Annotated in this window: 10 protein-coding genes and 1 pseudogene; 7 read left to right on the plus strand and 4 right to left on the minus strand. The window is 72.3% G+C overall.

The genetic code is table 11. The features are described 5' to 3' along the window. Positions 1-10: 10 nt before the first annotated feature. Both D7M15_RS18765 and D7M15_RS18770 read left to right on the plus strand, forming a co-directional pair. Positions 11-2050, plus strand: a complete 2040-nt coding sequence (locus D7M15_RS18765) for an ABC transporter permease subunit (RefSeq protein ID WP_121518574.1) — start codon at positions 11-13, stop codon at positions 2048-2050. A 101-nt stretch (positions 2051-2151) separates the two neighbouring features. After that, positions 2152-3096 (plus strand): glycine betaine ABC transporter substrate-binding protein, encoded by a 945-nt coding sequence (locus D7M15_RS18770; protein ID WP_121518575.1) that lies wholly within the window; start codon positions 2152-2154, stop codon positions 3094-3096. Between the two features lie 158 nt (positions 3097-3254). Here D7M15_RS18770 and D7M15_RS18775 read toward each other — a convergent pair whose 3' ends face one another. Then, entirely contained in the window at positions 3255-5042 is a 1788-nt protein-coding gene (locus D7M15_RS18775; RefSeq protein ID WP_346428815.1) for a protein kinase, read from the minus strand. Positions 5043-5251: 209 nt separating this feature from the next. Between D7M15_RS18775 and trpS the strand changes: the two genes are divergently transcribed. From trpS to D7M15_RS18790, 3 genes and pseudogenes are all read left to right on the plus strand, one after another. Further along, positions 5252-6268, plus strand: coding sequence for a tryptophan--tRNA ligase (gene trpS / locus D7M15_RS18780; protein ID WP_121521004.1), 1017 nt, complete (start codon positions 5252-5254; stop codon positions 6266-6268). 161 nt (positions 6269-6429) lie between these two features. Next, a complete protein-coding gene (locus D7M15_RS18785; RefSeq protein ID WP_121518576.1) occupies positions 6430-7029 on the plus strand; it encodes a 2'-5' RNA ligase family protein in 600 nt (199 codons plus the stop codon). Between the two features lie 85 nt (positions 7030-7114). After that, a pseudogene (locus D7M15_RS18790) lies at positions 7115-7939 on the plus strand (YihY/virulence factor BrkB family protein); the annotation flags it as partial. Positions 7940-8051: 112 nt separating this feature from the next. Here the strand turns inward: D7M15_RS18790 and D7M15_RS18795 are convergent. After that, entirely contained in the window at positions 8052-9422 is a 1371-nt protein-coding gene (locus D7M15_RS18795; protein ID WP_240649369.1) for a D-alanyl-D-alanine carboxypeptidase, read from the minus strand. A 227-nt stretch (positions 9423-9649) separates the two neighbouring features. Here D7M15_RS18795 and D7M15_RS18800 point away from each other — a divergent pair, with 227 nt between their 5' ends. Together D7M15_RS18800 and D7M15_RS18805 are read left to right on the plus strand one after the other, a co-directional pair. Next, a complete protein-coding gene (locus tag D7M15_RS18800; RefSeq protein ID WP_121521006.1) occupies positions 9650-10945 on the plus strand; it encodes a metallophosphoesterase in 1296 nt (431 codons plus the stop codon). A gap of 128 nt (positions 10946-11073) precedes the next feature. After that, positions 11074-11706 carry a hypothetical protein gene (locus D7M15_RS18805; RefSeq protein ID WP_121518578.1) on the plus strand — a complete coding sequence of 211 codons (633 nt, stop codon included), beginning with the start codon at positions 11074-11076 and terminating at the stop codon, positions 11704-11706. Positions 11707-11764: 58 nt separating this feature from the next. On the opposite strand, the gene D7M15_RS18810 is transcribed toward D7M15_RS18805, so the two are convergent. Together D7M15_RS18810 and sdhA are read right to left on the minus strand one after the other, a co-directional pair. Next, positions 11765-12544, minus strand: a complete 780-nt coding sequence (locus tag D7M15_RS18810; RefSeq protein ID WP_121518579.1) for a succinate dehydrogenase iron-sulfur subunit — start codon at positions 12542-12544, stop codon at positions 11765-11767. Then, positions 12544-14301 (minus strand): succinate dehydrogenase flavoprotein subunit, encoded by a 1758-nt coding sequence (sdhA, locus tag D7M15_RS18815; RefSeq protein ID WP_121518580.1) that lies wholly within the window; start codon positions 14299-14301, stop codon positions 12544-12546. The genes D7M15_RS18810 and sdhA overlap by 1 nt, the downstream gene beginning before the upstream one ends. Between the last annotated feature and the right edge of the window lie 10 nt (positions 14302-14311).

Consider the following 14311-nt stretch of genomic DNA (forward strand, 5'->3'; position numbering starts at 1 on the left):
GGAGGGCCGGATGAGCGCACCCACGCTGGAGAAGCAGGGCGCCACGCCCGCGCCCGACACCGGCGGGGCCGGTGGCACGGACGGCGAGGGCCTGCCCGTACGCGTACGGCTGTGGCTCGCCGCGAACCCGCGGGCCGGTCTGGTGCTGCTGACGTTCCTGGTCGCCGTCGTCAGCGCCCTCGTCGTCGGCGAGAGCGACTGGCCGTCCGGCTGGACCGTCGACGTCGAGACGCCGCTGAACGACCTGAACAACTGGCTCGTCGACAACCGCGACACCCACTGGATCTTCCTGTACTTCCTGCTGCACATCAGCAACACGGCGCAGGACTCCGTGGACCTGATGATCGACCTGTTCGACTCGCTCGGCTGGGTCGGCGTCACCGCGATCGGCACGCTCGTGGCGTGGGCCGCGGGCGGCGCCGATCTGGGCCGCCGCGCGCTGCGCGTCGCGGCGACCGCGCTCGGCGTGTTCGCGGTGTGCGGGCTGCTGGACATGTGGGAATCCACCATGGAGACCCTGGCCCTGATGACGGTCGCGGTGTTCGCCTCCGCCGTCCTCGGGCTGCTGCTGGGCCTCGGCGCCGGGCTGTCCGACCGCTGGGAGCGCATCCTGCGGCCGGTGTTCGACACGATGCAGGTCATGCCCGCGTTCGCGTACCTGCTGCCGTTCCTGCTGATCTTCGGTATCGGCGTGCCGTCCGCGCTCGTCGCCACCGTCATCTACGCCGCGCCGCCCATGGCCCGGCTCACCTCCCTCGGCCTGCGCAACGCCGACCCGGCCGCCCTGGAGGCGTCCGCGTCGCTGGGTGCCAGCTCCTGGCAGCGGCTGCGTACGGCGCGGCTGCCGCTGGCCCGCAAGGAGATGATGCTCGGCCTCAACCAGACGATCATGATGTGTCTGTCGATGGTCGTGCTCGCGTCGCTGATCGGCTCCGGCGGCCTCGGCGAGGAGATCTACCAGGCGCTCGGCGACATCGACGTCGGCGAGGCGCTCACCGCGGGCATCGCCGTCGTGCTGCTGGCCATCCTGCTGGACCGTACGACCGCCGCCGCGGGCGACCGCCTCGCCGCGTACGCGCCGCCGGGCTCCGGGCCGCTGGCGCGGCTGCGGGGCTGGCCGGTGTGGGCCGGGCTGGGCGTGCTGACGGGCGCGTTCGCCGCGTTCGGCAGCTCGCTGTGGGACCGCGAGTGGCCGGAGAACTGGACGGTGGACGTCGCGGAGCCGGTGAACACGGCCGTCGACTGGTTCATCGAGCACCTCGGCTCCGGCATCCCCCTGCTCGGCGGCACCATCACCTGGGCCAACGGCTTCGCCAACGGCGTGCTCAACCCGCTGCGCTCCGCCCTCCTCGCCACCCCGTGGTGGGCCGTGGTGCTGCTGGTCGCCGTGCTCGGCTGGGCCGTCGGCACCTGGCGCGCGGCGCTGAGCAGCGTCGTCGCGCTCGGCGTGATCGGCGCGATGGGCCTGTGGGACCGGTCGTTCGACACGCTCTCGCAGGTGCTGGCGGGCCTGGTGCTGACGCTGCTGTTCGGCTTCCTGCTCGGTGTCCTGGCCGCCCGCGTCGACCGGGTCGACCGGATGCTGCGACCGGTGCTGGACACGATGCAGACGATGCCGCAGTTCGTGTACCTGATCCCGGTCATCGCCCTGTTCAGCCTCGGCCGCGCGGCCGGTATCGCGGCGGCGGTCATCTACGCGCTGCCCGCCGTCGTACGCATCACGGCGCAGGGCATCCGGCAGGTCGACCCGGCCGCGCTGGAGGCGGCGCAGTCCCTCGGCGCCACCGGCAGGCAGCAACTCCTCCAGGTCCAGCTGCCGTTGGCCCGCCGGGCGCTGCTGGTCGCCGTCAACCAGGGTGTGGTGCTCGTCCTGTCGATGGTCGTCATCGCCGGCATGGTCGGCGGCGGCGCGCTCGGCATCGACGTGGTCAAGGGCCTGTCCAAGGGTGACCTGGCGCTCGGCCTCCCGGCCGGTGTCGCCATCGTCTGCCTCGGCATCGTCCTGGACCGGCTGACGCAGCCCACCGTGCGCGAGCGGACGTACCGCTGACGCGCACCGGGCCGCGTACGGCCCCCGAACCCCCACGCACGACCCACGTCCCTGGCAGCCGGCCAGCCGACGACGCAACTACACGAGAAGGCACTTCCCTCATGAGCAAACGGAGCAGAAACACCCTCGTCGCCGGTGTCGGCGTGGCCGGACTCCTGGCCCTCAGCGGCTGCGGCGCGGCGGAGACCGACAGCGGCGGCAGCGACAAGGTCACCATCACGCAGCCCTCGTGGGTCGGCGCGCAGGCGAACAGCGCCGTGGCGAAGAAGCTGCTGGAGGACGAGCTGGACGTCAAGGTCGACGTGCAGCAGATGGACGAGCCGGTCGCCTTCGACGCGCTGAACAGCGGCAAGGCGGACGCCATCCTGGAGGACTGGGACGGCGTCCCCAAGAAGGAGAAGCTGTACGTCGAGGAGAAGAAGACCGTCGTACCCGGCGGCGACCTCGGCGTCGTGGGCCACATCGGCTGGTTCGTGCCGAAGTACTACGCGGACAAGAACCCGGACGTCCTCGACCCGAAGAAGCTCAACAAGTTCGCGAAGGACTTCCGGACGTCGGAGAGCGGCGGCAAGGGCCAGTTCCTCGGTGCGGCGCCGTCGTACACGACGCACGACGAGGAACTGATCAAGAACCACAAGCTGGACTTCAAGGTCCTGCCCACCGGCAGCGAGGCCGCCCAGCTCAAGGAGATCCAGCGGCTCTACGACGAGAAGAAGCCGTTCCTCACCTACTGGTGGGAGCCGCAGTGGATGAACGCCGAGATCGAGATGGTCGAGGTCAAGCTGCCCAAGTACGAGGACGGCTGCCTGGAGCCCGCGGAGCAGGTCACCTGCGGCTACGACACCCTCGACCTGAAGAAGTACTTCAACGCGGACTTCGCGAAGGACGGCGGTGACGCGCACACGTTCCTGAAGAACTTCAAGTGGACCACCGAGGACCAGAACGAGGTGGCCCAGATGATCGCCGGGAAGAAGATGGACCCGGACGACGCGGCCGACGCGTGGATCAAGGACAACAAGGCCACGTGGGAGAAGTGGCTGCCGTAGTCCCCGACAGCGCGTGAGCGGTGACGCCGGGTCCTCCACGACGGGGGCCCGGCGTCCGTCGTACGGGGACGGTCGCGCGCGCGTCCTCGTCAGGGGCAGGCGGTACGGGGGTCAGTCGCGCGGCATGCTGTCGATGACCTTCCCCTCCGGGGTGCTGGTCACAGATAGGCGGAGCCGTAGTCGTCGGAGACGTAGAGCCGCATCGTCGGCTGGTCGCCGTGGAACACGTCCGACGGCTCGACGATCAGATGGCTGCTCTTCGGGGCGTCGATCCCCAGCTCCTTCTCCGCCCGCGAGAACAGCGCGGGGAGCCGGTCCCAGTCGTAGCGGTCCAGGTCGACGGTCCTGTCGTCGCCCATCACACCGCCGCCCGACGTGGCGCGCTCCGCCTTGCCGAACTGGTAGCTGAACCGGTCGTAGGCCTTCCCGTCCTTCACCGGCGCCTCCGCGCTGACGTGCGAGGGGTGCAGCGTGAAGTCCTTCACCACCGTGCCCTTCATCAGCGGCTCCAGCGCGCCGATCGCCCGCCGGACACCGGCCGGGGTGAGCAGGTCCTTCTCCTCCTCGGGCGTCGCCGGGGTGTCGGCGCCGGGCGTACGGGCGGCCGCGTCGTCCGCGTCGTCGCCGTTCCCGTCGTCCGTGCCACCGGCCGGGGCGGTCGCGCCCGGCGAGGAGGAGCGGTCGGACCGGCCGCCGCCGTCGTCCGTACCGGGCAGCACCTGCCAGAAGACCAGGCCCAGGGTGATCGTGAGGACCGGGCCGCTCAGCAGCATCGTCAGCCGGGCGCCGCGCGGCAGCCCCGGGAACCCGCCGGGCCCCCGGGCGGCGGCGCCGGGCCCGCCGGGCCCGGTCGGCGCCGAGCCGGGGTCGACGCCCGCGCCCGCCCCCGGCGGGCCGGGGGCCGTGGGCGGCGCGGTGTCGGGCTCCGGCGGCCGGCCCGCGCCCGGCGTCGGGGCCTGCGGCCGCGGGTCGGCCGCGGGCGAGCCCCAGGGCGTGCGCGGGTCGGCGGGTGGAGCGGGGGTGCCGCGCGGCGCCCCCGCGCCGGGTATCCCGCCACCGGGCCCGTGCGCCGGTACGGGGCCGGGCGCGGGTGACGACGGCGCCGTGGACGTACGTGCCCCGGCGGCCTCCGCCAGCATCCGGTCCAGGGCCGCCGCGTCCGGCCGCGCCGCCGGGTCGCGCCTCAGCACGGCGGCCAGCACCGGTGCCAGCGGCCCGGCGGCCGTGGCGGGCGGTACGTCCTCCTCCAGGATCGCGGCCAGCGTCGCCAGCGTGGACGTGCGGCGCAGGGGGTGGCGGCCCTCGACCGCCACGTACAGCATCAGGGCCAGCGACCACAGGTCGGAGGCGGCGTCGTCGTCGTGGCCCCGCAGGCGTTCGGGCGCCATGTAGTCGGGGGAGCCGACGAGTTCGCCGGTGTTGGTGAGGTTGGTGGACTCCCGTACGGCGGCGATGCCGAAGTCGGTCAGCACCGGGCCGCCGTCCGGGCGCAGCAGTACGTTCGCCGGTTTCACGTCCCGGTGGAGGACGCCGACGGCGTGCGCCGCGCACAGCGCCTCCAGCACGCCGCGCCCCAGCTCGGCGGCCTCGGCCGGGGTGAGCGGGCCACGGTCCAGGCGGTCCTGGAGGGAACCGCCGGTGACCAGCTCCATCACCAGCCAGGGATGCTCGGCGGAGGTCACGATGTGGTGGATCGTCACCACCCGCGGATGGTTCACGCGGGCCAGCGACACCGCCTCGCGCATGACGCGCTTGCGCAGCATCTCGGCGGCGTCCGGGCGCAGCCGCAGCAGCTCGGGGTCCGGCGGCCGGACCTCCTTCAGCGCCACGTCGCGGTGGAGCGCCAGATCGCGGGCCCGCCACACCAGGCCCATGCCCCCGCCACCGAGGCGTTCCCGCAGCTCGAAGCGCTCGTCGATGACCCGCCGGTCAGCTCCCCCGTCCACGCGGTGAAGAGTACGACACCCCACCGACAGCGAGGACGCCGCAAGCGGCCCCCTCCCCGGTCCCGGAAGGCCCGGCCGTGGGACCCGTGAGCGCCCCCGGCGTACGCGCACCCCCCTTGCGGAGCACGCGCCGCCCCGCGGGTGTGACGTTCCCCGCGCGGCGGCTCTCACGGCCTCGGGAGGCCGGGCGTTCTGCGAGAATGGACCGCATGGCCAACGACCGTCGACCCCGCGTGCTGTCCGGTATCCAGCCCACCGCCGGCTCCTTCCACCTCGGCAACTACCTCGGTGCCGTACGGCAGTGGGTGGCCCTCCAGGAGACGCACGACGCGTTCTACATGGTCGTCGACCTGCACGCGATCACCATCCCGCAGGACCCCGCCGAGCTGCGGGCCAGTACCCGGCTCGCGGCGGCGCAGCTGCTGGCCGCCGGGCTGGACCCGGAGCGGTGCACGCTGTTCGTGCAGAGCCACGTGCCGGAGCACGCGCAGCTCGCCTGGGTCATGAACTGCATCACGGGCTTCGGCGAGGCGTCCCGGATGACGCAGTTCAAGGACAAGTCCGCGAAGCAGGGCGCCGACCGCACGACCGTCGGCCTCTTCACGTACCCGATCCTCCAGATCGCGGACATCCTGCTCTACCACGCCGACCTGGTCCCCGTCGGGGAGGACCAGCGGCAGCACATCGAGATCACGCGCGACGTCGGGGAGCGCTTCAACGGCCGCTACGGCGCGACGTTCACCATCCCCAAGCCGTACATCCTCAAGGAGACGGCGAAGATCCACGACCTCCAGGACCCGGCGATCAAGATGAGCAAGTCGGCGTCCTCCCCGAAGGGCATCGTCAACCTCCTCGACGAACCCAAGGCCACCGTCAAGAAGATCAAGAGCGCGGTGACCGACACCGGCTCCGAGATCGTCTTCGACGAGGACAAGAAGCCGGGCGTCAGCAACCTGCTCACCATCTTCTCCAGCCTCACCGGCACCCCGGTCCCGGAGCTGGAGCAGGCGTACGTCGGCAAGGGCTACGGCGCGCTGAAGACCGACCTCGCGGAGGTCGTCGCGGACTGGGTCGCCCCCTTCCGGGCCCGTACGCAGGAATATCTCGACGACCCGGCGACGCTGGACGCGATCCTGGCCGAGGGCGCCGCCAAGGCGCGGGCCGTCGCCGCGGACACACTGGCGGCCACCTACGACCGGGTGGGCTTCGTGCCCGCGAAACACTGACCGGACCGAGACCCTCGTCCCACGGCCGTCCAGCCGCCACACTGGCACGGGCGGGCGCGCGACGAGGGCGCGGCGCGAAGGGCACGGAGACGACCGGCGACAGCACGACCGCACGGCACAACGGGGCAGGGCAGGGCACGCAGCGCAGGAGGGAGAACGACGTGGGAACCGTCACGCTCGGTGTATCGATCGCGGTCCCGGAACCGTACGGCAGCTTTCTCCAGGAGCGCCGTGCCGCCTTCGGCGACCCCGCCGCACACGGCATCCCGACGCATGTGACCCTGCTGCCGCCGACGGAGGCGGACAGCGCCGCGTGGCCGCTGATCGAGCGGCACCTCGCCGCCGTGGCGGCGGCGGGACGGCCGTTCACGATGCGGCTGTCGGGCACGGACACCTTCCGGCCGCTGTCGCCCGTGGTGTTCGTACGGCTCGCGGAGGGCGCCGCGTCCTGCGGGCTGCTCCAGGAGCGCGTACGCGGTGCCGACGGCCCGCTCCGCCGCGAGCTGCACTTCCCGTACCACCCGCACGTCACCGTCGCGCACGGCATCGGGGAGGACGCGATGGACCGGGCGTACGCGGAGCTGGCGGACTTCGACGCGGTCTGGACCGTGGGCGGCTTCGCGCTCTACACCCAGGGCGCGGACTGCGTGTGGCGGCGGCAGCGGGAGTTCGCGTTCGGCGGCGGCAGGCCCTGTTTCCCGGCGGTGCCGCGGCAGACGGAGCTGTCGGACCTGTCCCGCCCGGCGGCGCCCTCGGTCTGAGCGGTCCCGACCCCGCCTGCTCTTTTCGGGCGGGGGAGTCGGGGTCGTGGCGTGAGAGACGTACGAGGCCGGGTAGGCGGTGGTGATGGAAAGGCTCACCACGCTGCCCGGCATCGGCCCCTTCTTCGCCTGGTTCTTCGGGACCCGGGTGTGGCGGGTGTACGAGCACCTCGACGCGCGCAAGTGGCAGCGGCTGGCCGCCGCCATCACCTTCACGAGCTTCATGGCGTTCTTCCCGATGGTCGTCGTCGGCGTCGCCATCGGGGCGTCCTTCCTGACGCCGCAGCAGATGAAGGACGTCAAGAAGACCATCGCCGAGCAGGTCCCGGGGATCTCCGACCAGATCGACATCCAGTCCCTCGCGGACCACGCGGGCACCATCGGGCTCGTCGCGGGCGCGGCGCTGCTGTTCACGGGCGTCAACTGGGCCGGGACGCTGCGCGAGTGCCTGCGCGCCGTCTGGGACCTGGAGGAGGACCCGGGCAACCCGGTGCTGCTCAAGCTGAAGGACCTCGCGGTGCTGCTCGGCCTCGGCTTCGCCGGGCTTGTCTCCATGGCGGGTTCGGCGTTCGCGGTGTCCGCCGTCGACTGGGTCGCGGACCGCGTCGGGCTCGTCGAGGGCGGTGTCGGCACGTGGCTGCTGCGCCTCGCGGGGTACGCGGCGGCCGTCGGCGCGGACTTCCTGCTGCTCTGGTACGTGCTGCGGGTGCTGCCGCGGGTCAGCCCGCCGACGCGGGCGCTGGTGGTGGCGTGCCTCATCGGGGCGGTGGGCTTCGAGCTGCTGAAGCTGCTGCTCGGCGGCTACCTCCAGGGCGTGGCGGCCAAGAACACGTACGGCGCGTTCGGTGTGCCCATCGCCCTGCTGCTGTGGATCAGCTTCATGACGAAGCTGCTGCTGTACTGCGCGGGCTGGACGGCGACGGACAAGGAGGAGCCCGTCGTGGACAAGGAGCCCCTCGCGGAGGAGGAGGGCGACGAGGGCGGGGTGGCCGCCGAGGCGGGCGACACCCCGGCCGAGGGCGCTACTTCTCCGGAGTCCGGTCCCCCTCCGGCCGCGGACCCGCCGCCTGCTGGTGGCGCCGCATCCGGCCGAGATCCGGCAGCGGCCACCGACGGTGCACCCCGTACGCGCCGAGCGCCAGCACCGCCAGACAACCGGCCGTGACCGCGAACGCGGTGCCCGCGCCGCCGCCCGAGGAGTGGTCGCCGGAGGCACCGGCGGAGGTGAGCGACGCCTCGTCGGCGCCGCCCTTCGGGTCGCCGTTCCCGCCGCCCCCGGCGTCGCCGCCGGACCCGGGGTCGGCGGGCGGCACCAGTTCGCCGACGGGGCGTACGTCGTCGGCGGCGGCGAAGCCCCAGTCGAACAGCTTCGCCGTCTCCTCGTAGACGCCCAGGTGCCCGGCGCCGCCCTCGGGGTGCATGACGGTGACCAGCAGCACGCGGCCGTCGCGTTCGGCGACGCCGGTGAAGGTGTTGCCCGCCTTGGTGGTGGAGCCGTTCTTCACGCCCGCGATGCCGGGGTACGGGTCGAGGCCGAAGTCGCCGGTGAGCAGCCGGTTGGTGTTCTGGATCTCGAACGTCTCGCGCTCCGGCTTCCCGTCCGCGTCCTTCTTCTGCTTCTCGCCCTTCTTGGGCTTCTTCACCTCGCCCGGGAACTTGGCGCGAACCGTCGCCGCGTAGTCCCGGAAGTCCTTCTTCAGCATCCCGGACCGGGCGATGAGCGTCAGGTCGTACGCCGACGAGACCTGGCCCGCGCGGTCGTACCCGTCGGGGGACACCGCGTGGGTGTCCTGCGCCCGCAGCTGCTCCGCGTGCGCGTTCATCTCCCGCACCGTCTTCTCCACGCCGCCGTTCATGGCGGCGAGGGTGTGCACGGCGTCGTTGCCGGAGCGGAGGAAGACGCCGAGCCAGAGGTCGCCCACGGAGTACGTCTGCCCTTCCTTGACGCCGACCAGGCTGCTGCCCTCGCCCATGCCCGACAGGTCGGTCCGCTTGACCTCGTACTCGCGGTCCTTCGGGAACTTGGGCAGCACCGTGTCGGCGAACAGCATCTTCAGGGTGCTGGCCGGAGGGAGCCGCCAGTGCGCGTTGTGCGAGGCGAGCACGTGGCCGGTCTCCGCGTCCGAGACGATCCAGGAGCGCGCCGTCAGCTTCTTCGGCAGCGCGGGCGCCTTGCCGCCGGGCCGCGGGTCGACCTGTGTGCCGGGTGCGCCGAGCCGCGCGCCGCCGAGCGTCGACATGTTCGCGGGGGGCTTCGGCGCGGGCTCGTCGTCCTTGTCGTCGGCGTGCGCCGGGGCGACGGACGTCAGCAGAAGGGGCGTCAGAAACGCCGTGGCTCCGGCGAGTGCGAGGGCACGGCGCGGGCGGCGTACGGCAGATGAGGTCGTCGGCACCCGTCGAACGTACAGGCACATCCGTGCGGCGGGCACCGGGAGGGTACGGATACGACACGGTGGGCCCCGAACAGCGACCGGATTAGGCCGATAGCCATACTTGGCTCCATGCGCCGGTCTTCCGGGGAGTCACCCCCGAAACCTCCGAGTCAGACCCGTTCCGCCCGCCCCGTGCCGCCGTTCGCGGCGACCGGTGCCGACGGTGGCCGTGACGGGGGGCGGTGGCGGTGACGGTCTTGGTGGGGCTGCTCGTCGCGGTGGTGCTGATCGCGCTGCTGGCCGTCGTGCACCGGTATCTGTGGCGGCGTCTCGTACGGGACGTGTCCGCGCCCGGCGGCTGGTGGCGGCGGGTCGGCACGGTGCTCGCGTACGTGCTGCCGGTGCTCTCGCTCGGCGCGTTCGTGACGCGGCAGGCGGGTACGCCGTTCGTGGTCCAGCAGGCGTTGGCGTGGCCGGGGTACCTGTGGATGGCGCTGCTGCTGTACCTGCTGCTGGCCCTGTGGGCGGGCGAGTTGGTACGGCTGGCGCTGCGGCGCGTCGAGGCCCGCCGGGACGCGCGGGTGGCGGCGCCGGAACCGGAGCCGGAACCGGCGTCGGTGCCGGCGGGTGCGGACGCGGAGACCTCGTCCGACGCCCCCGCTCCCGACGCCCCGGCCGTCCCCGACGCCCCCGCCGATCCCGGCCCGCGCGTCGAGGACCCCGCCCGCCGCCTCTTCGTCGCCCGTACGCTCGCCGTCGGCGCCACGGGCGTCGCCGCCGTGACCGTCGGCGCGGGCGCGTACAGCGTGCTCAACGGGCCCACCGTGAAGCGCCTCACCGTCCCGCTCGCCAAACTGCCGCGCCGCGCGCACGGGTACCGCATCGCCGTCGTCAGCGACATCCACCTGGGCCCGGTCCTCGGCCGCTCGCACTGCCGCCGCGTGGTCGACACGATCAACCGCACGCAGCCCGACCTCGTCGCCATCGTCGGCGACCTGGTCGACGGCGAGGTCGACGACCTCGGGCACGCCGCCGCGCCCCTCGCGGACCTGGAGTCGCGGCACGGCTCGTTCTTCGTCACCGGCAACCACGAGTACTTCGGGGACGCCGACGCCTGGCTCGACCACCTGCGGGGCCTCGGCGTCCACCCGCTGGAGAACGCCCGCCGGGAGCTGCCCGGCTTCGACCTGGCGGGCGTCAACGACGTGCAGGGCGAGGCGGAGGGCGACGGCCCGGACTTCGACAAGGCCCTCGGTGACCGCGACACCTCGCGCGCGTCCGTACTCCTCGCGCACCAGCCCGTACAGATCCACGACGCCGTCGACCACGGCGTCGACCTCCAGCTCTCCGGCCACACCCACGGCGGCCAGCTCTGGCCGGGCAACTACCTGGCCGAGCTGGCCAATCCGACGGTGGCCGGGCTGGAGCGGTACGGGGACACGCAGCTGTACGTGTCGCGGGGCGCGGGCGCGTTCGGGCCGCCCGTACGGGTCGGGGCCGAGTCGGACGTGACGGTGGTGACGCTGGCGTCGAAGCAGGCGTGACGGGCGGGGCGGCGGTGGAGGCGGTCCTTTCGGGGTGAATCCGGCGCAGTGCGGCGATCCGTGCAACTTCGGGCAAGTGTCGCGTGTCTGACCGGTTGTCATCGTGCACGCACCGGAGGGGGACTCCCATGCGCGACCTCAAGACGTACGCCGCCGCCCTGCTCGCCTGCGCCGGGCTGCTGGCCGCCGCGCCCTGCGCGGGAGCGGCCGCCCGCACCACCGCCGCGACCACGGCCATCACTGCCGCGACCACGGCCACCACTGCCGCCACCGTCACCGCGAGCTGCGCCGCCACCTGGGGCAGCCTGCCCAAGACGGGCGGCGACGACGGGAGCCGCCCGCTGACGAACGTCCGCACCGGGCGCCACGACTGCTACGACCGGATGGTCCTCGACATCCGCGGCGACCTGCCCGCGACCGCCGCGGGCTACCGGGTGCGCTACGTCGACCGCTTCCTCCAGGACGGCTCCGGCCGGGAGATCACGTTCGCGGGCGGCGCGGTCCTGGAGATCGTGGCGACCGCGCCCAGCTACGACCCGGACACGCACGAGCCGACGTACGGCGGCCGGGGCGGGAAGCCGCTGCCGGGCGTGGACCTCGCGGGCTACCGCACGTTCCGCGACGCGCGCTTCGGCGCCAGCTACGAGGGGACGACGCAGCTCGGCCTCGGCGTACGGGCGCGGCTGCCGTTCCGCGTGTTCACCACGGGTGACCGGCTGGTCGTGGACGTCGCCCACACCTGGGCGGCCGCGGCGCGCTGAACGCGCGGAGGGGCGGCACCCGGGTCCCGGGTGCCGCCCCTCCGTCCGTCCTCGCGGGTCAGAAGCGGCGCGTGATCAGCGCCCGCTTGACCTCCTGGATCGCCTTCGTCACCTCGATGCCGCGCGGGCACGCGTCGGTGCAGTTGAACGTCGTACGGCAACGCCACACGCCGTCCCGGTCGTTGAGGATCTCCAGGCGCTGCTCGCCCGCCTCGTCGCGGCTGTCGAAGATGAAGCGGTGCGCGTTGACGATCGCCGCCGGGCCGAAGTACTGCCCGTCGTTCCAGAACACGGGGCACGACGACGTGCACGCCGCGCACAGGATGCACTTGGTGGTGTCGTCGAAGCGCTCCCGGTCGGCCGCGCTCTGCCGCCGCTCACGCGTCGGCTCGTTCCCGGAGGTCACCAGGAACGGCATCACGTCGCGGTACGCCTGGAAGAACGGGTCCATGTCGACCACGAGGTCCTTGAGGACCGTGAGCCCCTTGATGGGCTCGACCGTGATCGGCTTGTCCGGGTTGATGTCCTTGATCAGCGTCTTGCAGGCCAGCCGGTTGCGGCCGTTGATGCGCATCGCGTCCGAGCCGCAGATGCCGTGCGCGCAGGACCGCCGGAAGGTCAGCGTGCCGTCGACCTCCCACTTGATCTGGTGCAGCGCGTCCAGCACCCGTTCCTTCGGGTCGATCTCGATCCGGAAGTCCTGCCAGCTCGCCTCGCCCGAGACCTCCGGGTTGAAGCGGCGGATCCGGATCGTCGCCGTGATCAGGTGCGAGGCGCTGTTCTCCGCCGAGTCGACGGGGCCGCCCTCCGCGCCCTTGGGAAGAGTTGCGGTGCTCATCAGTACTTACGCTCCATCGGCTGGTAGCGGGTCTGGACGACGGGCTTGTAGTCCAGCCGGATCGACTCGGTGCCGTCGTCGCCCACCTCGCGGAACGCCATGGTGTGGCGCATGAAGTTGACGTCGTCGCGGTTCGGGTAGTCCTCGCGGTAGTGGCCGCCGCGCGACTCCTTGCGCGCGAGCGCCGAGACCGCCGTGACCTCCGCGAGGTCGAGCAGGTTGCCCAGCTCCAGCGCCTCCAGCAGGTCCGTGTTGAACCGGCGGCCCTTGTCCTGGACGCTGATGTTCCGGTACCGCCTGCGCAGCTCGCCGATCTGCTCGACGGCCTCCTTCAGCGTCTGCTCCGTACGGAAGACCATGACGTTCTTGTCCATCGTCTCCTGGAGCGCCTTGCGGATCTCCACCACGCGCTCGTTGCCGGTGGCGTCCCGCAGGTTCTCCACCTCGTCCTCGACGAACCGGGTGGGGTCCTCGGGGAGTTCGACGAAGTCCGCCGTGGAGGCCGCGTACTCGGCCGCCGCGATGCCCGCGCGCCGCCCGAAGACGTTGATGTCCAGCAGCGAGTTGGTGCCCAGCCGGTTCGCGCCGTGCACGGAGACGCAGGCGACCTCGCCCGCCGCGTACAGGCCCGGGACCGGCGTCGTGTTGTCCGACAGCACCTGCCCGCGCACGTTGGTGGGGATGCCGCCCATCGCGTAGTGCGCGGTCGGCTGGATCGGGATCGGGTCGGTGTACGGCTCGATGCCCAGGTACGTGCGCGCGAACTCCGTGATGTCCGGCAGCTTCGCGTCCAGCTGCTCCGGCGGCAGGTGCGTCAGGTCCAGGTAGACGTGGTCCTTGTCGGCGCCGCAGCCGCGGCCCTCGCGGATCTCGGTGTAGATCGCGCGGGAGACGACGTCGCGCGAGGCGAGGTCCTTCATCACCGGCGCGTACGTCTCCATGAACCGCTCGCCGTCGCGGTTCCGCAGGATGCCGCCCTCGCCGCGGGCGCCCTCGGTGAGGAGGATGCCCATGCGCCAGATGCCCGTCGGATGGAACTGGAAGAACTCCATGTCCTCCAGCGGCAGCCCCCGCCGGTACGCCGCCGCCTGGCCGTCGCCGGTCAGCGTGTGCGCGTTCGACGACACCTTGAAGAACTTGCCGTTGCCGCCGGAGGCGAACACCACCGATTTCGCGCGGAAGACGTGGATCTCACCGGTGGCCAGCTCGTACGCCACGACGCCCGCCGTCCGGCGCACCCCGTCGGACTCGCCGAGCAGCAGGTCCAGGACGTAGAACTCGTTGTAGAACTCCACGCCCTCCTTGACGCAGTTCTGGTACAGCGTCTGGAGGATCATGTGGCCGGTGCGGTCGGCGGCGTAGCAGGAGCGGCGTACGGGCGCCTCGCCGTGGTTCCGGCTGTGGCCGCCGAAGCGGCGCTGGTCGATCGTGCCGTCCGGGGTCCGGTTGAACGGCAGGCCCATCTTCTCCAGGTCGAGGACCGAGTCGATGGCCTCCTTCGCGAGGATCTCGGCGGCGTCCTGGTCGACCAGGTAGTCGCCGCCCTTGATCGTGTCGAAGGTGTGCCACTCCCAGTTGTCCTCCTCGACGTTGGCGAGGGCGGCGGCCATGCCGCCCTGCGCCGCGCCGGTGTGGGAGCGCGTCGGGTACAGCTTGGTGAGCACGGCGGTACGGCTCCGCTTGGTGGCCTCGATGGCCGCGCGCATCCCGGCGCCGCCGGCGCCGACGATGACCGTGTCGTACTTGTGGATCTGCATGACGGAAACC

The sequence above is a fragment of the Streptomyces sp. Z26 genome, assembly GCF_003665095.1.
GTDB classification, from domain to species: Bacteria; Actinomycetota; Actinomycetes; order Streptomycetales; family Streptomycetaceae; genus Streptomyces; species Streptomyces phytohabitans.

Coding starts and splice junctions, on each gene's coding strand:
- D7M15_RS18765 (WP_121518574.1), top strand. CDS start 11: ATGAGCGCACCCACGCTGGAGAAGCAGGGCGCCACGCCCGCGCCCGAC.
- D7M15_RS18770 (WP_121518575.1), top strand. CDS start 2,152: ATGAGCAAACGGAGCAGAAACACCCTCGTCGCCGGTGTCGGCGTGGCC.
- trpS (WP_121521004.1), top strand. CDS start 5,252: ATGGCCAACGACCGTCGACCCCGCGTGCTGTCCGGTATCCAGCCCACC.
- D7M15_RS18805 (WP_121518578.1), top strand. CDS start 11,074: ATGCGCGACCTCAAGACGTACGCCGCCGCCCTGCTCGCCTGCGCCGGG.
- D7M15_RS18810 (WP_121518579.1), bottom strand. CDS start 12,544: ATGAGCACCGCAACTCTTCCCAAGGGCGCGGAGGGCGGCCCCGTCGAC.
- sdhA (WP_121518580.1), bottom strand. CDS start 14,301: ATGCAGATCCACAAGTACGACACGGTCATCGTCGGCGCCGGCGGCGCC.